Source organism: Methylobacterium sp. WL64, assembly GCF_008039945.1.
Classification (GTDB): Bacteria; Pseudomonadota; Alphaproteobacteria; order Rhizobiales; family Beijerinckiaceae; genus Methylobacterium.
In genome coordinates this window covers 22694-43541 of sequence record NZ_VRVA01000032.1, presented here as the reverse complement: position 1 = coordinate 43541, position 20848 = coordinate 22694, and the positions used below count along the sequence as shown (strand labels likewise).

Sequence of the window (20848 nt, the reverse complement as noted above, 5' to 3'; positions counted from 1 at the left end):
CCGATCAGACTGGCCGCTTGGTCGAGAAGCGTCCCGGGATCACATCCCGGGACGTCTTCATCTGTGCGGTCCCGGTCAGGCCTGGACGGCGTGCTCCAGTTCGGCCTTCGACATCCGCGAGCGGCCGGAGACGTTCTGCGCCCTGGCCTTGCGCATCAGCTCCGCCTTCGTCGTGCCTTCGCGGCCGCCCTTGCGCGCCGCCGCGGCCTTCTCGGCCGCGGCCTTGGGCTGCTTCGAGAACTGCTTACCCTTGCGCGTGTCCGCGCGCTTCTTGGCGGTGCTGGCCGCATATTCCGCATCGGTCAGGCTCTCGCGGGCCTTCCTGGGCAGGTAGCGCTCACCGGTCTCGCCGCTCTCGGCGCCGGACTTCGTGCCCCATTCCTCCTCGGTCCACTGCGTGAGGTGGTTGTCGGACGCCTTCTTGCCGGCGTAGCCGCCGCCTTCCTTCTTGTATTCCGCGGTCGCCATCTGAGCCTTGCGGGCCGACCATTGACCGGGCTTGCCGCCCTTGTCGGATTCGGTGACCGCGTGCTTGACCGTCTCCCACAGCTTCGGATCTGTCTTCTTGGCGGTTCCTGACATCGCTGCGCCTCGCGATTGTAGATTTGGCCGTCAACACCACGGCTGTCGCGGTGTTCCTGCATGCGCATCCGGCACGCTGCGACCGAACGTCGGGCGCGCCGCGCCGACATCCCGGCGGCCCCGGGCGAGGCGGCCGGATACCGGAGGCGTCTCGGGCGGTTGCCTCCGAAAGGGAGTCACGCATGCCCGACGGACCGACGGCCGACACGCAAGACCTCGCCGAGACCGAGTATGACGCCCACCGCCGGGCGCGGGCGACCGCCAGACATCAGCCCGCCCCTCCGGCTGCCGCCAGCCCCGACCGGGCAGCCCCGGACGAGGGCCCGAAGGTCAGCTCGCCCGACGCGAAAGGATCCCAGCATGGCTGACGTGCCCGCCGACACGCAGGCGCAGCGGATGCCCCACGGCAAGCCGAAGAGCGAGGGACTGGCCAACGCCCCGCTCGATACGGCCACCGGCACGGTCAAACCCCAGGACGGCCCGATGGATCGAGCCGGCACCGAGGCGGAGGAGGCAGCCCGGGGTGGCACCAGCCTTGGAGCGGAGCGCGACAAGCCCAGCGGCCGTTAAGCCGGCCCCGGACCCGCGGACTCATTCATGTTTCCGGGCGGTCAAAGCGGGGGTCAGCCGGCATTCAGGCCGCAGGACCGATCTCACCCTCAGCCTGCGCCGGGCGGACCCGGCGCAGGTTTGCACAGAGGGTCTGATCATGATGCACGTGAAGATGCTCGCGGCGGTTGCAGCCGTGGCCGGCGGTCTCGGCTTGGCGTCCGCCGGCGCCGCGCCGCTGGCACCGATGGCCGCCGACGCCATCACCGGCACCGCCCCGATCACAGCGATCGCCTACGGGTGCGGCCCCGGTTTCGCCCCCGGGCCCTACGGCCGCTGCCGCCCGATCTACCGCCGGCCGCGCTTCTACGGTCCCCGCTGCTTCTTCCGCCCGACGCCCTTCGGCCCGCGGCGCGTCTGCCGCTACTAAAGCTGCCGCGCGCCGGGGCTCGACGCCCCGGCCGCACCGTGACCGGGATTTATTTCCGGCCGTCGAAAAAGTGCAGCGGCGCCGGCACCGAACCCCGGGCCGCCTCGGCGGTTGGACCTGAGGTCAGGAGTTTGTCATGGCCCGGGATCAGAGCGGCAGCGCCCAACCCTCTCCGGAGGACCGGAAGGCGAGCGCGCGCGCCGGCCGGAAACGGCTCGGCGCGAACGGCTATCCGCAGGCGGCCCCGGCCGCCGAAGGCCGGGACGCGGCCGAGCGCGGGACGGAATGCAGGGCGCCGGAACCAGCCCCCGCCGCGGTCGAGGACGGCACCGAAAAGGCGTTGTAGCACGTCACGCAAGTGGCCCAGGGACCGCGCGGACCGGCAACCGTCGCCCGTGGAGGCTCGTGTCCGGTCCTGCCCCGACCCTTGGGCCTCCCTCCGAGGCAGCCGAACGGAGCGACGCCGGTCTGGCGCAAGGAACGCATAGAAACGCATCCCGAGGGCGCCCCGGTCGGGATCCGGGCCGTTATCGCGGCTTGGCGCGTTTCTTCCATTCGGAGCCGGTGGGCAGGCCAGGCATGACCGGGCAGTTGCGCCTCCGGCGTGGAGCCGGCTTTCGCGGAAAAGGCGTCGCAGGCCATGACGGGGCCCTGCGGCCGGGACAGGCAAACCGATGTTTCTGAGCGTGTTCGACGTGTTCAAACCGGGCCTCGGCCCCTCCTCGTCCCACACGATGGGGCCGATGACGGCTGCGGCCGACTTCTTGGACCTGCTGCGCCGGCATGATTCGCACGCAGGGGCGGCCGCCCTCCGGGCGACACTGCACGGCTCGCTGGCGTTCACCGGGCGGGGACACGCCACCGACCGCGCCGTCGCGCTCGGTCTCCTCGGTTTCCGGCCGGCCGATATCCCCATGGACGACGCCGAACGCGCGCTCGAGGCGCTGCGCGTCGAGAAGCGCCTCGCTCCGGCGGGCCTGCCGGTCCTCGCCTTCGATCCGGCGACGGCGATCATCTTCGATTACGGACCGCCGCTGCCCGGTCACGCGAACGGCCTGGTGATCACCGCCCTCGACGCGGCGGACGCGCCGCTCGTCTCCGAGACCTACTACTCGATCGGCGGCGGCTTCGTCGTCACCGCGGCCCAGCGCGCGGCCGAGGTGCCGCCCCCCACCGCGGCCGCGGACCTGCGGCTGTGGCCGTACCCGTTCGAGACCTCGGCCGCGATGCTGCGCATGGCCCGCGACAGCGGCCTGTCGGTGGCCGCGATGAAACGTGCGAACGAGGCCGTCGGCCGCTCCGACACGGAGGTCGATGCGGGCCTCACCCGGATCTGGCAGGCCATGAATGCCTGCGTCGAGCGGGGCCTCGCCCGCGAGGGCGAATTGCCCGGCGGCCTGCGGGTCAAGCGCCGGGCCAAGCGGATCCGGGACCAGCTCGACCGCGAGCACGGCTCGAACACCGCCCAACCGCACGTCATGGCGGACTGGCTGAGCGTCTACGCCATGGCGGTCAACGAGGAGAACGCCGCCGGCGGACAAGTCGTGACCGCGCCGACCAACGGTGCCGCCGGCGTCGTTCCGGCGGTGATTCGGTACTACATCGACCATTGCATCGGCGCGGATCCGGGCCGGATCCCGGAGTTCCTCCTGACCGCCGCGGCCATCGGCGGGCTGATCAAGCACAACGCTTCGATCTCCGGGGCGGAGGCCGGCTGCCAGGGGGAGGTCGGCTCGGCCAGCGCCATGGCGGCGGCCGGCCTCTGCGCCGTGCTCGGCGGGACGCCCGCGCAGGTCGAGAACGCCGCCGAGATCGCCCTGGAGCATCACTTGGGGATGACCTGCGACCCGGTGGCCGGCCTGGTGCAGGTGCCCTGCATCGAGCGCAACGGGATCGGTGCCACCAAGGCGGTGGCGGCAGCCTCGTTGGCGCTCCGCGGCGACGGCTCGCATTTCATGCCGCTGGACAATTGCATCGCGGCGATGCGGCAGACCGGCGAGGAGATGAGCGCGAAATACAAGGAGACGAGCCTGGCCGGGCTCGCGGTGAACCTGCCGGAATGCTGACCGGGCCAATCCCTAAACAAGCGGCACCCGCGTCAGGCGGCGCTCAGGATTTGAGATCGGCGGTGACACGGCCGGCGCTGCGCACCGGGCCGTCTCGGCCCTCGACCAGCGCGCGCAGGTCCGCCTCGTCCAGCGGCTGCCCGTCCGGCCCGGTGATGCTGATGCTGTCGTGACCGGCGGCCCGAAAATCGCCCAGCTTCTTGAGCGCCCATTCCGGCGTCGGGCAATTGTACGTCGCGGTCCCGTGGGGTTTCCTCGCCCGCACGACGAAGAGCGGTGCGGCCGTCATTCGAGTTCGATGCCCGCCGCGCCGAGGATGACGCGCTGCTTCAGGATCGCGATGCGATGGGTCCGGATCGTGTGCTCGATCTGGGTGACGCCCGGATCATCATCGGTGGCGTTCAGCAGCACGAGCGCGTCCGACAACGCGGCGATCGCGAACTCGTCCAACAGGATGTTGAACGCGAGGCGTTCCCGCAGGGTCGCGCAGGTGCAGTCAGGCTGGTCTTTCCGCTGCGGCATGTTCGATAACGAGCGGGACCGCCGTTGGTTCTCCGGCCGTCGCCCACACACCACCCGGCCACGCCCTGCAAGGCAGGCGAACGCAGGTGCGCCGGCAGCCCGCCGCAAAGCGGGCTGCCGGCATCGTCACCGAATCAGTGCGGCGCGCCTCAGATCAGGGATCGTGAGGTGCCACCGCCCGGAATCATGCGTTTTTAGCGACGGCCGCCGTCGGCGCCCGGCTTCATGGCGCGCTCGATGGCCTCCATGGCACTCTCGAACGCCTTCGCCTCGCTGCGGTGCGGACGATCGGATCGCTCGATCAGCTTGCCGCTCCGGCGGATGGCCCATTGGAAATGGCCCTCCGGCTTGGCGATGGGGGAGACCTCGATGGAGTAGGGGTGTGGTACGTCTGACATAAGTGCCCTATGCCAGCCTTGCCGCGCGGATGCCAGTCACCTGCGGGCATTCCGCGGCGCAATCTGTCATGGGCTGGGGGCAACGGACCGGTACGGCACCGCGGGCCCGGGCATCCGGGCGGGCGCGTCGGGCCGGGCACCGCCCCGGCGGCGGCCCCGTGGGATCCGTCTCGGTCGAGGCGGGTCACCGGGCGCCGTCCTGTGCTACACACCCTGAAACCACGCCGGCGATCCGGCATCGATCACGTTCTTAAGGAGAGTTGCAGTGGCGCGTCCGGACCTTGGTACAAAGCGGATCTGCCCGACGACGGGGAAGAAGTTCTACGACCTCAACAAGGATCCCGTCGTCTCCCCCTACTCGGGCGAAGTCGTCCCGACCGCGGTCGCGACCTCGTTCGGCCGGACGGCCGCGCCGGTCGTCGCCCGCAAGGAGGCGCCGGTCGAAGAGGAGGACGAGGCCGAGGGCCCCGAGCTCGTGTCCCTCGATGAGGTCGAGGCCGAGGAGGCCGACAAGGACACCGATACCGAGGGCGACGACGCCCTGGACATCGAGGACGACGGCGAGACGGTCGAGGACGACACCCTCGTGGTCGACGAGGACGACGACAACACCTCCGACCTCGTTGAGGTCAACGACGACGACGACGAGTAGGATCGTCCGAACGCGATGACGCCGTCGGGGCGTCATCGCGTCGTGGCCGGCGCGAAGGCGTGCACCATGTCGGCCGCGGCCGGATCCGGGACGTGATCCGGCCTCGAGGCGTGTGTCCGCGTCGCGGGCTCCACGAAATAGGCGTCGACCGCACGGCCGCCCGCCTCGATCGCGATGCGCTCGTCGGTCACCAGGTCCCGGAGCGTGGCCGTGCCGGGCATCGGCAAGGTCCTGCACCGCGGACGGTGGGTCCGACACGCAAGCGACGTTCCGAAAGGAGGCCCCCGCCTTTCGGAAGAAGACGATGCGGATCGAGGCGCTCGCGCATCGTGCCGGGTCCGATATCCGGCACGATGCGCGATGTCGCAGCCCGGGCGGCCGTGCCTGCGGCACCCGCCCCCGACAGGATCGACAGCGATGGCAATTCCGGCCACGGCACCCCGCGCTTGACGGTCCCGCACGCCACGGGAGCGCTCGTTCCCGGCCGGTCCTGCGGATCATGCACGGCCTGCTGCCGCATCCTGGAGATCAAGGCCCTGGCCAAACCGGCGGGAATCCTGTGCCGGCACAATTCCGGCCGGGACTGCGGGATCTACCCCGAGCGTCCCGAGGCCTGCGTGCAATGGCACTGCCTCTGGCGCCGGATCGCGGCCCTGCCGGATGCGCTGAGGCCGGATCGCGCAGGCGTCGTCTTCGCGCTCGAGCGTCGCAATCCCGGCGCGTCTCCTGGCAAGCGACCTGGCGCGGACGCCCCGGAGGGCGCCTGTATCGTGGGTCGTGCCCTGGACGGCGCGGACGCGTTCGAGCGCTGGGAGGCGGTCGAGGCCTTCGCGATGTTCGTTCGGGAGGGTTCGTTGCCGGTGTGGAAGGCGCATGACCGGCACGCGACCTTGCTCTACCGGGGTCCGGCGGTCGCCCATTCGTCCGAGGACGAGACGTGACACGCCCCCCCGCGCCCAGATCCGATCACCGGGCAGCGGGGAGGTCGTGGATCTCACCGGCGCGAGCCGATACGCAACGCGGCTCGCAGGACCGGTGATAGCCGGCTCCGGTTAGCCAAAGCGCAAGCGGACGCGCGCGCTTCGGTCCCGGATCGGGAAAGCTCAGTCGGCCTTGAGGTTGGCCGCGCTCTCCTTGCCGCTGCGCCGATCGGCCTCGACGTCGTAGGAGATCTTCTGTCCCTCGATCAGGTTGCGCATCCCTGCGCGCTCGACAGCCGAGATGTGGACGAAAACGTCCTTGCCGCCATCATCGGGCTGGATGAAGCCGTAGCCCTTGGTCTCGTTGAACCACTTCACGGTACCGGTAGCCATAGAGTTGTCCTAGTCGTCTCCGGCTCGCCAAAGCGACGTGCCGCAGGGGCCGAACGAGCCGCCTCGGCCGACTGTTCCCAAAGTTCCGCACGCGCGTGACGGGCGGGCCATCGAAAACCGCCCGTCACGGCGCCGCCCGCCGCCGCAACCGGCCGCTGCGCGAGGTACGCGACAGGCCGTGCGGCGTCTTGTTCCAGCGCACCGGCGCGCGGACCAGCTCGATCAGGGCGAGCCAGGCGGCCAGGCTGACGAGCAGGAAATAGAGCGGCATCCAGGGGGCCGACTGCGCCAGGTCGCCCCAGCCGCGCCGGGCGCAGCCGATCAGGGTCGGCAGCACCATGGCGGCGAACCCCACGCCGAACAGCGTCATGGCGATCCCGGCCACGAGGTTGTCCGGAAAGGACGGCGCGGCCGGGATCTCCGCGATCAGGTAACGCCAGGCGGCGTAGGCGAGGCAGACGGGATAGGCGAGCGCCGAGGCCACCGTGCCGGGTACCAGCGCCGCCGCGCAGAGCGCCTCCAGGGTGCCGAGGCGGCGGGCATTGTCCAGCGGGCGGCGACCGTGGGCGAGGCTGGTCTGCATCAGGCCCTTCAGCCAGCGGGTGCGCTGGGCCAGCCAGGGGCCCAGCCGGGCCGGCGCCTCCTCGATCGTGGCGCTCGGCAGGTCGCCGACCGCGTAACCCGCCAGGGCGAGCCGCATCCCGAGGTCGGCATCCTCGGTGACGTTCCAGGGGTCCCAGCCGTGCAGCGACCGCAGCACCCGTGTGCGTAGGTGCATCGATGTGCCCCCGAGGGGGACCGGCACGTCGAGGCGCGCGAGCGCCGGGTTCAGCACGTCGAACAGGCCCGCGTATTCGAGCGCGAAGGCCCGGGCCAGACGGGAATCGCCGGCATTGTCGATCACGAGGCGGCCCTGCAGGCAGGCGGTCCTCTCGGGCAGGCGCGCGAACAGCGTCGCGGCCAGCCTCAGCTGCCCGGGATCGGGCACGTCCTCGGCGTCGTAGACCGTGAGCAGGGCGCCGCGGGCGAGCGGCAGGGCGGCATTGAGCGCCCGCGGCTTGGTGCGGGGTGCCCCCGGCGGCACCGTGATCACCTCGAACCGGGCCGGCAGGGCGATCGGCGCCAGGGCCGCCGCGGTCTCGGCATCGTCCGCCTCGATCAGCAGCTTGATGTCGAGCTTCGCCGCCGGATAGTCGAGGGCGGCGAGTCCCCGAATCAGGTCGGGCACCACCGCCGCCTCGCGGTGGAGGGCGACGAGCACCGTGTAGACCGGCAGGTCGGCGTCGACGAGCAGGTCAACGGCCTCGGCCGCCACCGGCGCCGCGATGATCGCCGCGGCGAGCCGGACCGTCGTCATCGCCAGGAACAGGGCCTGCCCGGTCAGCGTCACGGCGCGGGCGATGGGCGGCGGCAGCACCGAGAACAGGCAGAACCCCGCGATCAGCACGAGCACGAGGAGCAGCAGCCACCGGCTCGCGGGCTCGGACGGCACGGACCGTTCGGGCGCGTGCCGCCGCAGATCCTGCGCCGCGTGATCCGCCACCGCCCCCGGAATCGCGGCGAACACCGCCTCGCGCAGGTGCGTCGGGCTGGTGATCGCCGGCATCGCGACGCGGCGCGGCCCGTCGAGAAGCTCGGCGATCAGCCGGCCACGGGGCGCCAGCACGCAGGCGGCGACGGCCCCGAGGGCCAGGGGCGCGAGCCCGGCGACCAGGCTGTCGGGGAAGCGCAACCCCAGGCCGAACGGGATCGGACCGCCGAGGAACGGGGCGCCGAGGCGCCGGGCCAGGGCGCGGTAATAGGCCGTCTCCTCCATCAACCCGGCATTCAGCAGCGCGGTCGCCGCATCGGTCCCGGCGGCGGCGGCGTCCCGGGCCGCCCGGGTCAGGAGGCGGGCATCGATCCCCTCGGCGCGCAGGAACGCGATCTCCGGCGGCAGGGACATCGTCGGGGCGATCGAGGCCGTGGGCAGGCGCTGCACCGACATGCCGACGCTCCCCCGGCAGCCCCAGGACGTGGTAGGGGAGGGGCGTGAGCCAGACCCCGTTCCCGTCCTCCGAAAGGAGCATCGCCGCATTTCCGCCGTCAAGGGCGGGCGGAGCGCGATCCGCGCTCGCTTTCGCCATGCTCGCCTTGGCTGCGCTCGCGGCCCTGGCGTGGGGCGGATCGCGGCCCGCCCGTGCGGCGGCGACCGCCGCGCCGCAGGAGGCGACGCCCTCCGTGACGGTCCCGGATTTCTGGAATCCGCGCAGCCGCGGCGAGCGGATCGAGGCGCCCCAGACCGGCCGCGCCGTTCGATTCCTGACCGACGACGAGTTCCCGCCGCTGCACTTCGCAGGCCCGGACGGCAACCCGACCGGCTTCGTGGTCGAGCTCGCCCGGGCGGTGTGCGAGAAACTGACGATCACCTGCACGGTGCAGGCGCGCCGCTTCGACACCCTGCTGGACGCCCTGGACAGCCGCCAGGGCGACGTGATCGCGGCCGCCATCCCGCTGACCGCGCCCGTGCGTGAGAAATTCCTGGCGACGCGCCCGTATTTCCGCTGGCCGGCGCGCTTCGCCGCGCGGGCCGACAAGGGCCTGCCAGTCCCCTCGGCGGCGGCGCTCGCCGGACGCAGCGTCGGAGTGATGGGCGGCAGTGCGCACGCGGCCTACCTCAAGGCGTTCTTCCCCAAAGCCGTCCCGAAGGAGTTCCTCGACCTCGCGGCCGCCGAGGGCGCGCTCAAGCGCGGCGAGATCGACTACCTGTTCGCCGACGGCCTCAACCTCGCCCTCTATGTCGGCGGCCAGGAGGCGGAGGCTTGCTGCGCCCTGATCGGCGGCGACTACCTGGAGAACCGCTATTTCGGCGAGGGCATCGGGCTGATCACCCGCCCGGAGGACGCCGCCCTCTCCCGGGCGCTGGACGACGCGCTCCAGCGGGTCTGGGACGACGGAAAGTACACCGAGCTATACCTGCGGTTCTTCCCGGTGAGCCCGTTCTGAGGGGCTTCCGTCGCGGCAGCGCATCGGTGACCCTGCCCGGCAACGGGTTCGCCGAAAGGACCGAGGCATGACGGATAAGGCGGTAGCGCAGGCTCAAACCCTCGCCCCGGAGGTGCAGGACGAGATCGCCCGCCTGATGCTGGCCTTCGTCGGCGAGGACGCACCGCTCGACCGGTTCACCCCGGAGGAGGAGGCGGAACTCGACGCATCCGAGGCGGCGGCGGCGGGTGGCGACCTCGCGACGGAATCGGAGGTACGCGCCATCTGGGCCAGACATGGCCTGTGAGGCTGCGCCTCACCCAGACCGCGGCATCGCAACCCGGCAAGGCTCTGGCCTACCTTGACCAGAAGAACCCACAGGGCGCGCGCAAGGTACGACGGCGGCTTCGGGCGGCCATGGACCTTCTCCTGCGACACCCTTTGCAGGCTCCGTGACGTCCCGGCCCGGTGTCCGACGTCTCCAGGTACGTCCATACCCCTACGCGATCACGTATCACGTCGCGACAGATGAGATCGTCATCCTCGGCAGCCGGCATGCCGCGCGCCAGCCGCAATCCTAAGAACCCACACGCGCCCCGAACGCCGCCGGGACGCCGGATTGCGCCGGCAGGCGTTCCGCTGGGGCTCGAACCGCTCTAGGGTGCGCGATCCCAGCGTACCTCAGTCCCCAGATCATGCCCGCCGCACCTGCCCTGACCCTCGACCCCGACCTGATCGAGGCGGCCGCCACCGCCGCCGCCTGGCCCTTCGAGGAGGCGCGCAAGCTCGTCGCGCGGCTGGAGAAATCCGGCACGACCGAGGTGGTGTTCGAGACCGGCTACGGGCCGTCGGGGCTGCCGCATATCGGCACCTTCGGGGAGGTCGCCCGCACCTCCATGGTCCGCCACGCCTTCCGGGTGCTGACCCGGGACGCGGTGCCGACCCGACTGATCGCCTTCTCGGACGACATGGACGGACTGCGCAAGGTCCCGGACAACGTGCCCAACCGCGAGATGCTGGCCGCGCATCTCAACCAGCCGCTCACCCGCGTGCCGGACCCGTTCGGCACCCACGACAGCTTCGGGGCGCACAACAACGCCGAGTTGCGCCGCTTCCTGGACGCCTTCGGATTCGCTTACGAGTTCCGCTCGGCGACGGATTGCTATCGCTCGGGCGTGTTCGACGCGGCTTTGATGCGCGTTCTGAAGCGCTACGACGCCGTGATGGAGATCATGCTGCCGTCGCTGCGCGCGGAACGATCGGCCTCCTACTCGCCGTTCCTGCCCCTGCACCCGGTCACCGGCCACGTCATGCAGGTGCCGATCGACGAGGTGCGGGTCGAGACCGGCACGCTGGTCTGGCGCGACCCCGCCACGGGCGAGCGCTACGAGACCCCGGTGACCGGCGGCCACGCCAAGCTGCAATGGAAGCCCGACTGGGCGATGCGCTGGGTCGCGCTCGGCGTCGATTACGAGATGGCCGGCAAGGACCTGATCGATTCGGTCAAGCTGTCGGGCAAGATCGCCCGGGCGCTCGGCGGCGAGCCGCCGGAGGGGTTCAACTACGAACTGTTCCTCGACGAGAAGGGCCAGAAAATCTCGAAGTCGAAGGGCAACGGCCTGACCATCGACGACTGGCTGAAGTACGGCACGCCGGAATCCCTAGGCCTGTTCATGTACAACAAGCCCCGCGAGGCCAAGCGCCTGTTCTTCGACGTGATCCCACGGCACGTCGACGAGTATATCGGCTTCCTCGACCGCTATGCCGGCCAGGACGCGAAGCTGCGCCTCGGCAACCCGGTCTGGCACCTGCATGCCGGGAATCCGCCCGAGCCGGAGCGGGTCGAGGGCGCGAGCCTGACCTTCGCGATGCTGCTGAACCTCGCCGCGGTGGCCAACACCGAGGATCCGGCGGTGCTATGGGGGTTCATCCGCCGCTACGCGCCGCAGACCGGGCCGGAGACCCATCCGGGGCTCGACCGGCTGGTGGTCCACGCGCTCACGTACTTCTCGGACTTCGTGCGCCCGGCCAAGACCTACCGCGAGCCGAGCCAGGAGGAGCGGACGGCCCTCGAGGACCTGTCGGAGACGCTCGGCCAGCATGCCGGCTCCACCGATCCGGAAGCCCTGCAGGCGGCGGTCTACGAGGTCGGGCGGCGCCACTTCCCCGATACGTCCGGCAAGGCCAAGAGCCCGGACGGGCGCCCGGGCGTGTCCCAGGCGTGGTTCACGAGCCTGTACAACGTGCTGTTCGGCGAGGCGCGGGGGCCGCGCTTCGGCTCCTTCGTGGCCCTCTACGGGGTGGCGGAGACCCGGGCGCTGATCGCAGCAGCCCTCTCGGGGGCCCTGGTGGCGGAGCACGCCGCCTTCGTGGGCCGCCCCGCCGACGTCGTCGCGTGAGCGCGATGATCGTCGACAGCATCGCGGCGCTGGAGGCGATCTACGCGCCGTCCCTGGCGCCCGCCTCCGTGGCCAAGGTCACGGCGGCGATCACGCCGGACTACGCGGCGCTGATCGCCGCCGCGCCGTTCGCAGTGCTGGCGACGAGCGGTCCCGAGGGGCTCGATTGCAGCCCCCGGGGCGACCGGCCGGGCTTCGTGCGGGTGGCCGGCCCGCGCACGCTGATCCTGCCCGACCGGCGCGGCAACAACCGGATCGATTCCCTGCGCAACGTCGTGCGCGATCCCCGGGTGGCGCTGCTGTTCCTGATCCCGGGCTCGGGCACGACCTTCCGGGTGAACGGCACGGCGGTGATCTCGGCCGACCCGGATCTCCTGGATTCGTTCCGCGTGGACGGGCACGCGCCGCGCACGGCCCTCGTGATCACGGTCGAGGCGGCGTATTTCCAATGCGCCCGGGCGATCATCCGCGCCCGGCTTTGGGAGCCCGACGCCCGGGTCGATCCGGCGGACCTGCCGAGCCCCGGGGCGATCCTGGCCGCGCTCACCGCGGGGGAGGTCGGAGGCCAGGTCTACGACGCGGAATGGCCGGGACGGGCCGCCAAGACGATGTGGTGACGCGGCGTTCGATTTTCTGGATCCGCCTGTAGAGTGCGTGCATTACGGGCGCATGCCGTCCATCGGATCGGCCCGTGCCGCTCGCCTCCGCTCACCCCACTAGGGCGAGACCCGGCTGGGAAAAATCCTGCGTCTCGGTCTCGGGGATCACATCGACCTCGACCTTCAGGCGCTGCTTGCCCGAGCCGCTGACGATGCCGTCCACCGGCGCCACGTCGCCGTAGTCGCGGCCTCGGGCCACCACGATGTGGTCGTCCCGCACCGCCACGCCGTTGGTCGGGTCGAGGCCGAGCCAGCCGTCGCCGCACCAGACCGCCACCCAGGCGTGGCTCGCATCCGCGCCGCGCAGGCGCGGCCGGCCCGGCGGCGGCACGGTCCGCAGGTAGCCGCTGACATAGGCGGCCGGCAGCCCCATGCCGCGCAGGCCCGCGATCATCACGTGGGCGAAATCCTGGCAGACCCCGGCCCGGAGCGCGAAGGATTCGGCGAGCGGCGTGCGCACAGTCGTGGCCTTGGCGTCGAACCGGAAGTCGGCGCGGATGCGCAGCATCAGGTCGTAGGCCGTCCCATAGGCGCTGCGGCCGGGCACGAAGCTGGCGCGGGCGTAGTCGGTGACATCGGGGACGAGGGGGACCCGGCCGCTCGGGAACAGGAAATGGACCGGCGCCCGGCCGCGGAGGTCGCACCCGGCCACAACGGCGTCGCGGACCCGCTCCCAGGGCTGGCCGGCCTCGGGCTCCGGCGGGACGCGGCGCTCGACCCGCACGGTGGACAGCGCCTCGACGCTGAAGGTGGTGTGGGGCGTATCGAGCGTGATCGCCACGGCCTCGATCCCGAAATAGTCGCGCCGCATCACCGCGGTGGTGGGGCTCGGATCGATGGTCACGGCGCTCGCCAGCACGCTCTGGCCCTCGCCGTCCTGCGGCTTGAGCCGCAGGGCGCAGCGGGCGAAGCGCACCGGCTTGCCGTAGCGGTAGGTGGTGCGGTGGCGCAGCGTGTAGATCATCGCGACGACCGCGCGCCGCGGGCCGTCCTCAAGGCGGCTTCAGGGGCGCACATCATCAAGCCAGGCCTGTCAGCTTTTCCGGGCGCAGCGCGTTCGGCCCGGCCGGAAAGTAGCGCACTGCGATGCCGTCGGCGAGGCGTTCGAGGTCGGTCTCCAGGGCCGTCAGGCGCACGGCGTCGAAATCGGCGGCCTCGCCGCTGCGCAGTTCCGCCAGGATCCGGGAGGCGATGCGGCGATGCGGCTCCGGGATGCCGTCGGCCGACAGGGCCGGCAGGTCGTCGAGGTGCCGGGCGATCGCCTCGGCCTGGAAGGCGATGGAACGCGGGTTGTAGGGGTCGAGCAACACCATGTCGCGGACCGGGTCGAGGGCCGCGCCCTGCATGTAGCGCCGGCCGTAGCTGATCTGCGAGTCGCTGAGCGACAGCATCACCCCGAGGCAGCCCGGGGTCGCCTCGTCGTTGGCGAAGGACAGCGCGAAGGTGCAGGTGTTGACCGCCCGCTCGACGCGCCGGCCGAGCTCGACGAAGTGCCAGCCCTCCGCCCGGCTCATGTTCTCGTGGGTGAGCCCGGACAGGGCGGCGAGCTGGCTCAGCGCCCGCTCGGCCCGCCCGGCGAGCTGCGACTCGGTGAAGGCCCGCTCGGTGTCCAGCGACACGATCTCGATCAGGTCGGCCAGCACCCGCCAGGCCTCGCCGGAGAGGCGGGCGCGGAGCGCGGCGGCGTTGCGCCGGGCCGAGACGATGTGGGCGCGGGCCGAGCCGGAGCGCTCGCGCCCGGTCAGCGCCTCCTGGGCGAGCCGGGCCGTGGGCAGGTCGGTGGCGCCGGTGGCGCCCCATTCGTAGAGCAGCGCCCGCAGGGCCAGGGCGGCCGGCGTGTCGAGGGCCCCGGAGATGTCGGCCCCGACGGCGTCGCCGACGCTGCGCAGGTGCGCCAGGACCAGCCGGATCACCGCTTCGGCGCGCTCGAGGTAGCGGCCGAACCAGAACAGGCCGTCGGCGGCACGCGACGGCAGGTGGCCGCCGACCCGGCGCACCCGCGGGGCCGCGTGGGAGCCGATCAGCGGCGCCTCGACCGGGCTCTCGGACAGCACCCACAGGTCGGCCGAGCGGATGCCCAGCCGCATCTCGATCGGGTCGACGTCCTCGCGCTCCGAGACCCGGCAGAAGCCGCCCGGCATGACCTGCCAGCCCGCGGGGGTCCGGGCCGCGAAGACGCGCACCACGAAGGGGCGGGGCACCAGGTAGAGGCCGTTGTCGCCACGCTCCCAGCCCGGCATGGTCGAGAGCGGCGCGGCCTCCTGGGCGACGTAGTCGAACGGCCGGTCGCGCAGGGCCGCCACCACCCGGGCCCGCTCGGCCGCCAGGGCCTGGGGCGCCAGGATCGCGTCGCGGCCGGCCCCGCGCTGGGGCGTGGCGGCCGGGCGCAGGGTCAGGCTGTCGAGGTTGGCCTGGGCGTGGGCCAGGCCTTCGAGGTCGCCGCACCACCAGGCCCGGGGATGCCCGAGCCGCAGCGGCGTGCCCAGCAGCCGGCGGGCGATGCCGTCGAGATACGGGGCGAGCGCCGCGGATTCGACCAACCCGGAGCCCGGCATGTTGGCCATCACCAGGGAGCCGTTGCGCAGGGCCTCGATCACTCCGGGCACGCCCAGGCGTGAGGCCGGGTTCAGTTCGAGGGGATCGAGATAGTCGGCATCGATCCGCCGCCACAGGGCGTCGGCCCGCTTCAGGCCCGAGACGGTGCGCACGTGCAGGGCGCCGTCGCGCATGACGAGGTCGTCGCCCTCGACCAGCATCAGGCCGAGATACCGGGCCAACGCCGCCTGCTCGACATAGGTGCTGCTGTAGGGCCCCGAGGTCAGCAGGCAGATGCGCGGGTCGGAGCGCTCGGCCCCGAGCGCTAGCCCCTCGCGGAAGGCCTGGAAGAAGGCCGGCAGGCGCTCGACGTGGAGGTCCTGGAAGAAGTCCGGGAAGGTCCGGGCCAGGACCATGCGGTTCTCCAGCGCCCAGCCGAGGCCCGAGGGGGCCTGCGTCCGGTCGGCCAGGACCTGCCAGCGCCCGTCCGGCCCCCGGCCGATATCGGCGGCGTAGAGCTTCAGGTAGTGCCCCCCCGGGGGTGCGACCCCGTGAAGGGGGTGGAGGAATTCGGGTGTCCCGGCCACGATCGCGGCGGGCAGCAGCCCGTCGGCGACCAGGCGGCCCTCGCCGTAGCAATCAGCGAGGATCGCCTCCATCAGCTCCGCGCGCTGGACGATCCCGGCGCTGAGGTCGCGCCACTCGGCGGCCTCGACCACCAGGGGCAGGCAGTCGAGCGGCCAGGGATGCTCGCGCTGGTCGCCGGAGATCCGGAACGAGATGCCGGCATCCCGGATGTGCCGCTCCGCCGAGACGAAGCGGGCCAGGATCTCCGGCTCGGTGAGCGCCCCGAGATGGTCGAGCAGGCGCGGCCACGCCCCCCGGGGGGCGCCGTCGCCGCCCAGGAACTCGTCGGGACGGCCGGAGACGGGCCGATAACCCGCGGTCCAGCGCGCGACGCGCTCCCGCGGGCTTTCGCGCACGTTCTCGCCCGCCTCGGTCCGGGCGGCGCCGGCCGCGAGCGCCGCCTCCATCACCGGGCTCCGGTCATGTCGGGGCCGGCATGCGCAGGTCGAGGGTCAGCGGGAACTCGGCGTTCGTCTCCGCGCGGGGCATCTCGACCCGGCCCGGCGTGTGACCGAGGGGCTCGAAGCGGGCGAGGCGGCGCCCCTCCGCCTCGTAGGCGTTGACCGGGTGGGTCTCGTAGTTCCGTCCGCCCGGGTGGGCGACGTGGTAGCGGCAGCCGCCGAGCGAACGTCCGCTCCAGACGTCGAGGATGTCGAAGGTCAACGGCGAGTGGGCCGGGATCGTGGGGTGCAGCGAGGAGGCCGGCTGCCACGCCTTGAAGCGCAGGCCCGCCACGGCCTCGCCGCCACGGCCGGTGCCGGTCATGGGCAGCCGGCGCCCGTTGCAGGCGATGACGTGCCGCTCGGGCACGAACCCCTCGACCTTGACCTGAAGCCGCTCGACCGAGCTGTCGACGAAGCGCACGGTGCCCCCGCTGGTCCCTTCCTCGCCCATCACGTGCCAGGGCTCCAGCGCCTGGCGCAGTTCCATCCGGACCCCGCCCTGCTCCACCACGCCGAAGACGGGGAAGCGGAACTGGGCCTGCGCCTCGAACGCGACCGGGTCGAAAGCGTAGCCCGCCGCCCGCAGATCCTCCAGCACCCCGAGGAAGTCGGCCCAGAGGAAATGCGGCAGCATGAAGCGATCGTGGAGGTTCGTGCCCCAGCGGACACAACCCCCGGTCTGCGGCTCGCGCCACAGCCACGCCACCAGGGCCCGCAGCAGCAATTGCTGCGCGAGGCTCATGCGGGCGTCCGGCGGCATCTCGAAGGCCCGGAACTCCAGCAGGCCGAGACGCCCGGTCGGACCGTCCGGCGAGTACAGCTTGTCGATGCAGATCTCGGCCCGGTGGGTGTTGCCGGTGACGTCCACCAGGATGTTGCGGAACACCCGGTCGACCAGCCAGCGCGGGATGTTGGGCGCGTCGGCGGCCGGGATCTGGGCCAGCGCGATCTCCAGCTCGTAGAGCCCGTCATGGCGGGCCTCGTCCATGCGCGGGGCCTGGCTGGTCGGGCCGATGTAGAGGCCGGAGAACAGGTACGAGAGCGCCGGGTGGCGCTGCCAGTAGAGCACCAGGCTCTTCAGCAGGTCGGGCCGGCGCAGGAACGGCGAATCGTCCGGCGTGACGCCGCCCATGACCACGTGGTTGCCGCCGCCGGTGCCGGTGTGGCGCCCGTCGACCATGAATTTCTCCGCGCCGAGCCGGGTCTGCCGGGCTTCGGCGTAGAGGTCGGTGGTGATCGCCACCGCCTCGCGCCAGGACGCGGCCGGGTGGACGTTGACCTCGATCACGCCGGGATCGGGGGTGACCTTGATCAGGCCGATGCGCGCATCGTAGGGCGGCTCGTAGCCCTCGACATGGATCGGCAGCGCCAGCTCGGCGGCAGCCGCCTCGAGGTGGGCGGCGAGCTCGAGATACTCGTCGGCCCGCTGGGTCGGCGGCATGAACACGCGCACGATTCCGTCCCGGGGCTCGATCGCCAGCGCGGTGCGGACCGCGACGCCGGTGATGCCGGCCCCGTTGACCACCGTCGCGGCCTTGGGATCGTCGGGGAGCGGCCCGCGGGGCTCCAGCGGGTCCTGCGGCTGGTAGTAGGGATAGTGCTCGGGCGGCACGTAGGGCAGGGACGACAGGGGCAGGCGGAAGCCGAGGGGCGAATCACCCGGCACCAGGAAGGCCTGGCCCCGGCGGAACGCCCACTTCTCCGAGATCCAGACCCGGTCGGAATCGCCGTCCTTGCCGGTGGGCAGGCTCGCGAGCGGCAGGACGTAGCCCGCCGGCTCCCCGAGGCCGCGGGCGTAGACGCGCCGGATCCGGGCGTCGAACTCCACGGAGCCGGACTTGGCGGCGGCCGGCGTGACGTTGACCGGCAGGTCCGCCGCCTTCTTCTCCCAGAGCTCGCCGTCCTCGAAGGTCGGGAACACGTAGTCGGACAGCCCGAGCCGGCGGGCCAGCGCGTCGGCCAGCGCCTTGGCCTGCGCGATGGTGGCGGTACCGTGTGAATCTTGGCCTTCCGCCCCTTCGCCCACCTCGGGGGCGATCAGGGCCGGGTCGGTCCAGATCGGCTTGCCGTCCTTGCGCCAGTAGAGCGCGAAGGCCCAGCGCGGCAGGCTCTCGCCCGGGTACCACTTGCCCTGGCCGTAATGCAGCAGCCCGCCCGGGCCGAATCGGTCGCGCAGGCGCCGGATCAGCGTGTCGGCCATCCGCCGCTTGGTCGGGCCGACCGCGGCGATGTTCCATTCCGGCGCCTCGAAATCGTCCACCGACACGAAGGTCGGCTCGCCGCCCATGGTCAGACGGACGTCCTGGGCCACGAGGTCGGCGTCGACCCGCTCACCCAGCGCGTCCATGGCCGACCAGACCGTCTCGGAATACGGCTTGGTGATCCGCGGCGTCTCGGCGACCCGGGTGATCCGCATCTCGAAGCCGAACTCGGTCTTGGCCGGCTCGGCCGCACCCGAGATCGGCGCCGCCGAGCGGTAATGCGGGGTCGCGGCGAGTGGGATGTGGCCCTCGCCGGTGAGCAGCCCGGAGGTCGCGTCCATGCCGATCCAGCCGGCGCCCGGCAGGTAGACCTCGGCCCAGGCGTGCAGGTCGGTGAAGTCCGCCGACGCGCCGGCGGGGCCGTCGACCGCGGTGGTGTCGGGCACGAGCTGGATCAGGTAGCCGGAGACGAAGCGCGCCGCGAGCCCGATCCGGCGCAGCACCTGCACGAGCAGCCAGGCCGAATCGCGGCACGACCCGCTCTTGAGCCGCAGCGTCTCGGCCGGCGTCTGCACGCCCGGCTCCAGGCGCACGCCGTAGGCGATCTCGCGGGCGATCAGGCCGTTGAGCGCCACTAGGAACAGCACCGTGCTGGGCTCCTCGGGGAGCCGCGCGAGCAGCGCCTCGATCTCAGGCCCGTCCGCGTCCACGGGCATCAGGTAGGGCGCCAGCTCCTCCGACAGGTCCGGCTCGTACGCGAAGGTCCGAGCCTGCGCGTAATCCTCCACGAAGAAGTCGAACGGGTTGATCACCGCCATCTCGGCGGTGAGGTCGACCTCGATCTTCAGTTCGTCGGTCTTCTCCGGGAAGACCAGGCGGGCGAGCCAGTTGCCGCTCGGATCCTGCTGCCAGTTCAGGAAGTGGTTGGCGGGCGTCACCGTCAGCGCGTAGGCCGGAACCTTGGTGCGCGCGTGCGGAGCCGGGCGCAGGCGCACCACCTGGGGACCGAGGCTGATCGGCCGGTCGTAGCGGTAATGCGTGACGTGGTGCAGGGCGGCTTTGATCGACACGATGGCTCCGTCTGAAGGATCGAATGCGGTCTCGTAGCCGGCACCGGGCGCCGCGGCGGGTCGATCGCCGAGCCCACCGCGCGGTTATGTGCCAAGGACGGGGTCACAAGCAATTTTCGTGCGGTGCCCTCTGCGTCCGCGGAGCGCCGCCGACCTTGGCCGGAACTTTGCCGGTCGCGCTCATTTGATCGAAAAGTGGGCCGGTTGCCGGCCCGGGACCACGCGATGAAGCTCTTCCAGTGCCAGGCCTGCGACCAGCCGGTCACCTTCGAGGCGACCGCCTGCGAGAGCTGCGCGCGCCGGCTGGGCTATGTCTGCGCGGCGCACGAGGTCTCGGCCCTGGAGCCCATGGGCCTCTCCGCCCATCCGGCCATGGGCGGCGCCCAGACCTTCCACGCCTATGCGGGTTCCGGACGGCGCTACCGCTACTGCAGCAACGCCTCGTCGGGGGCCTGCAACTGGCTGGTGCCGGAGGACGAATCCGAGATCTTCTGCACCGCCTGCCGGCACAACCGAGTGGTGCCGGACCTGTCGCAATCCTGGAACCTCGCCCGCTGGCGCCAGATCGAGGCGGCCAAGCGCCGGCTGTTCTACTCGCTGCTGCGCCTCGAACTGCCGCTGGCGACCCGGGCCCAGTACACCGACGGGCTGGCCTTCGATTTCCTGGTCGATCCGTCGGAGAGCTTCTCGTACGGGCCGCCGGTGCTCACGGGCCACATCAACGGCCTGATCACCATGAACATCGCCGAGGCCGACGACGTCGAGCGCGAGCGGCGCCGGATCCTGTTCGGGGAGCATTACCGCACCCTGCTCGGCCATTTCCGGCACGAGATCGGGCATTACTTCTGGTACCTGCTGGTCATGAACGGGCCGACCATGGGCGCCTTCCGGGGGTTGTTCGGAGACGAGAACCTGAACTACGTCCGGGCCCTGCAGGACCACTACGCCCACGGCGCCCCGGCCGAGTGGGAGGATTCCTACGTCTCGGCCTACGCCACCGCCCATCCGTGGGAGGATTTCGCCGAGACCTTCGCGCATTACCTGCACATCGTCGACACGGTGGAGACCGCCTCGACCTTCGAGCTGCACGTGCGCCCGCGCCTGCGCAACGCCACGACGGCACCCACGGTGATCGATTTCGACCCCTACGACACCCACGACCTCGACCGGCTGATCGAGGCGTGGCTGCCGCTGACCTACGCGATCAACTCCCTGTCCCACAGCATGGGCCAGCCGGCGCTCTACCCGTTCAAGCTGACCCCCACGGTGATCGCCAAGCTCGCCTTCGTGCACGAGCGGATCTACGCCTCCCGCTCCGGCACCCTGCCGGATCCCGGCGAGGCCGGGGCCGAGATGCTGCGGGCGGTGATCCTGGGGTTGCGCCAGAAGGTGGCGGCGCCGACCGTGTGATGCGTTCGGCGGCCTGTCAGGGCCGTGG

The 20848-nt window shown here is 71.7% G+C and carries 22 protein-coding genes; 12 read left to right on the top strand and 10 right to left on the bottom strand.

The annotated features are described in order from the left end of the window. Positions 1 to 75 precede the first annotated feature (75 nt). Positions 76 to 582, bottom strand: a complete 507-nt coding sequence (locus tag FV242_RS15595) for a hypothetical protein (protein WP_147939541.1) — start codon at positions 580 to 582, stop codon at positions 76 to 78. Positions 583 to 764: 182 nt separating this feature from the next. Between FV242_RS15595 and FV242_RS15590 the strand changes: the two genes are divergently transcribed. The 5 genes from FV242_RS15590 to FV242_RS15570 all read left to right on the top strand — a co-directional run bounded on the left by FV242_RS15590 (position 765) and on the right by FV242_RS15570 (position 3627). Further along, positions 765 to 950: a hypothetical protein gene (locus tag FV242_RS15590; protein ID WP_147939540.1), complete on the top strand. Its 186-nt coding sequence runs from the start codon at positions 765 to 767 to the stop codon at positions 948 to 950. Further along, positions 943 to 1152: a hypothetical protein gene (locus FV242_RS15585; protein WP_147939539.1), complete on the top strand. Its 210-nt coding sequence runs from the start codon at positions 943 to 945 to the stop codon at positions 1150 to 1152. The genes FV242_RS15590 and FV242_RS15585 overlap by 8 nt, the downstream gene beginning before the upstream one ends. A gap of 139 nt (positions 1153 to 1291) precedes the next feature. Beyond that, positions 1292 to 1561 (top strand): hypothetical protein, encoded by a 270-nt coding sequence (locus tag FV242_RS15580; RefSeq protein ID WP_147907858.1) that lies wholly within the window; start codon positions 1292 to 1294, stop codon positions 1559 to 1561. A 136-nt stretch (positions 1562 to 1697) separates the two neighbouring features. After that, positions 1698 to 1907 carry a hypothetical protein gene (locus FV242_RS15575; RefSeq protein WP_147939538.1) on the top strand — a complete coding sequence of 70 codons (210 nt, stop codon included), beginning with the start codon at positions 1698 to 1700 and terminating at the stop codon, positions 1905 to 1907. 328 nt (positions 1908 to 2235) lie between these two features. Beyond that, on the top strand, positions 2236 to 3627 hold the full coding sequence (locus FV242_RS15570; protein ID WP_147939537.1) for an L-serine ammonia-lyase: 1392 nt from the start codon (positions 2236 to 2238) through the stop codon (positions 3625 to 3627). A 43-nt stretch (positions 3628 to 3670) separates the two neighbouring features. Here the strand turns inward: FV242_RS15570 and FV242_RS15565 are convergent, their stop codons facing one another. The 3 genes from FV242_RS15565 to FV242_RS15555 all read right to left on the bottom strand — a co-directional run bounded on the left by FV242_RS15565 (position 3671) and on the right by FV242_RS15555 (position 4547). Beyond that, positions 3671 to 3916, bottom strand: a complete 246-nt coding sequence (locus tag FV242_RS15565) for a hypothetical protein (protein WP_147907855.1) — start codon at positions 3914 to 3916, stop codon at positions 3671 to 3673. Continuing rightward, the gene (locus FV242_RS15560) at positions 3913 to 4149 is read right to left on the bottom strand and encodes a hypothetical protein (protein WP_147907854.1); all 237 of its coding nucleotides are present in this window, start codon (positions 4147 to 4149) and stop codon (positions 3913 to 3915) included. Before FV242_RS15560 ends, FV242_RS15565 begins: the two co-directional genes overlap by 4 nt. 194 nt (positions 4150 to 4343) lie before the next feature. Next, on the bottom strand, positions 4344 to 4547 hold the full coding sequence (locus FV242_RS15555; RefSeq protein ID WP_058192874.1) for a hypothetical protein: 204 nt from the start codon (positions 4545 to 4547) through the stop codon (positions 4344 to 4346). A gap of 265 nt (positions 4548 to 4812) precedes the next feature. Between FV242_RS15555 and FV242_RS15550 the strand changes: the two genes are divergently transcribed. Continuing rightward, positions 4813 to 5199, top strand: a complete 387-nt coding sequence (locus FV242_RS15550) for a TIGR02300 family protein (protein ID WP_147907853.1) — start codon at positions 4813 to 4815, stop codon at positions 5197 to 5199. 32 nt (positions 5200 to 5231) lie between these two features. Here the strand turns inward: FV242_RS15550 and FV242_RS15545 are convergent, their stop codons facing one another. Continuing rightward, on the bottom strand, positions 5232 to 5420 hold the full coding sequence (locus FV242_RS15545; protein ID WP_187278434.1) for a hypothetical protein: 189 nt from the start codon (positions 5418 to 5420) through the stop codon (positions 5232 to 5234). Between the two features lie 132 nt (positions 5421 to 5552). On the opposite strand from FV242_RS15545, the gene FV242_RS15540 reads away from it, so the two are divergent. Then, positions 5553 to 6140 (top strand): hypothetical protein, encoded by a 588-nt coding sequence (locus tag FV242_RS15540; protein WP_246692721.1) that lies wholly within the window; start codon positions 5553 to 5555, stop codon positions 6138 to 6140. Positions 6141 to 6302: 162 nt separating this feature from the next. On the opposite strand, the gene FV242_RS15535 is transcribed toward FV242_RS15540, so the two are convergent. Both FV242_RS15535 and FV242_RS15530 read right to left on the bottom strand, forming a co-directional pair. Beyond that, positions 6303 to 6512: a cold-shock protein gene (locus tag FV242_RS15535; protein ID WP_007563113.1), complete on the bottom strand. Its 210-nt coding sequence runs from the start codon at positions 6510 to 6512 to the stop codon at positions 6303 to 6305. Positions 6513 to 6636: 124 nt separating this feature from the next. Then, positions 6637 to 8499, bottom strand: a complete 1863-nt coding sequence (locus FV242_RS15530; protein WP_147939536.1) for a glycosyltransferase family 2 protein — start codon at positions 8497 to 8499, stop codon at positions 6637 to 6639. A 146-nt stretch (positions 8500 to 8645) separates the two neighbouring features. Between FV242_RS15530 and FV242_RS15525 the strand changes: the two genes are divergently transcribed. From FV242_RS15525 to FV242_RS15510, 4 genes are all read left to right on the top strand, one after another. After that, entirely contained in the window at positions 8646 to 9497 is an 852-nt protein-coding gene (locus FV242_RS15525) for a transporter substrate-binding domain-containing protein (protein WP_187278436.1), read from the top strand. Between the two features lie 67 nt (positions 9498 to 9564). After that, positions 9565 to 9783 (top strand): hypothetical protein, encoded by a 219-nt coding sequence (locus FV242_RS34575; protein WP_187278433.1) that lies wholly within the window; start codon positions 9565 to 9567, stop codon positions 9781 to 9783. Positions 9784 to 10171: 388 nt separating this feature from the next. Continuing rightward, a complete protein-coding gene (locus FV242_RS15515; RefSeq protein ID WP_147939535.1) occupies positions 10172 to 11875 on the top strand; it encodes a lysine--tRNA ligase in 1704 nt (567 codons plus the stop codon). A 5-nt stretch (positions 11876 to 11880) separates the two neighbouring features. Beyond that, positions 11881 to 12492, top strand: a complete 612-nt coding sequence (locus tag FV242_RS15510) for a pyridoxamine 5'-phosphate oxidase family protein (RefSeq protein ID WP_147907865.1) — start codon at positions 11881 to 11883, stop codon at positions 12490 to 12492. A gap of 91 nt (positions 12493 to 12583) precedes the next feature. On the opposite strand, the gene FV242_RS15505 is transcribed toward FV242_RS15510, so the two are convergent. The 3 genes from FV242_RS15505 to FV242_RS15495 are packed head-to-tail and all read right to left on the bottom strand — an operon-like array spanning position 12584 to position 19410. Continuing rightward, positions 12584 to 13498 (bottom strand): transglutaminase family protein, encoded by a 915-nt coding sequence (locus tag FV242_RS15505; RefSeq protein ID WP_147939534.1) that lies wholly within the window; start codon positions 13496 to 13498, stop codon positions 12584 to 12586. Between the two features lie 55 nt (positions 13499 to 13553). Next, positions 13554 to 16103, bottom strand: a complete 2550-nt coding sequence (locus FV242_RS15500; RefSeq protein ID WP_246692720.1) for a circularly permuted type 2 ATP-grasp protein — start codon at positions 16101 to 16103, stop codon at positions 13554 to 13556. Between the two features lie 13 nt (positions 16104 to 16116). Next, positions 16117 to 19410 (bottom strand): DUF2126 domain-containing protein, encoded by a 3294-nt coding sequence (locus tag FV242_RS15495; RefSeq protein ID WP_147907844.1) that lies wholly within the window; start codon positions 19408 to 19410, stop codon positions 16117 to 16119. 225 nt (positions 19411 to 19635) lie between these two features. Here FV242_RS15495 and FV242_RS15490 point away from each other — a divergent pair, with 225 nt between their 5' ends. Further along, positions 19636 to 20820, top strand: a complete 1185-nt coding sequence (locus tag FV242_RS15490) for a putative zinc-binding metallopeptidase (protein ID WP_147907843.1) — start codon at positions 19636 to 19638, stop codon at positions 20818 to 20820. The last annotated feature ends 28 nt before the right edge of the window (positions 20821 to 20848 follow it).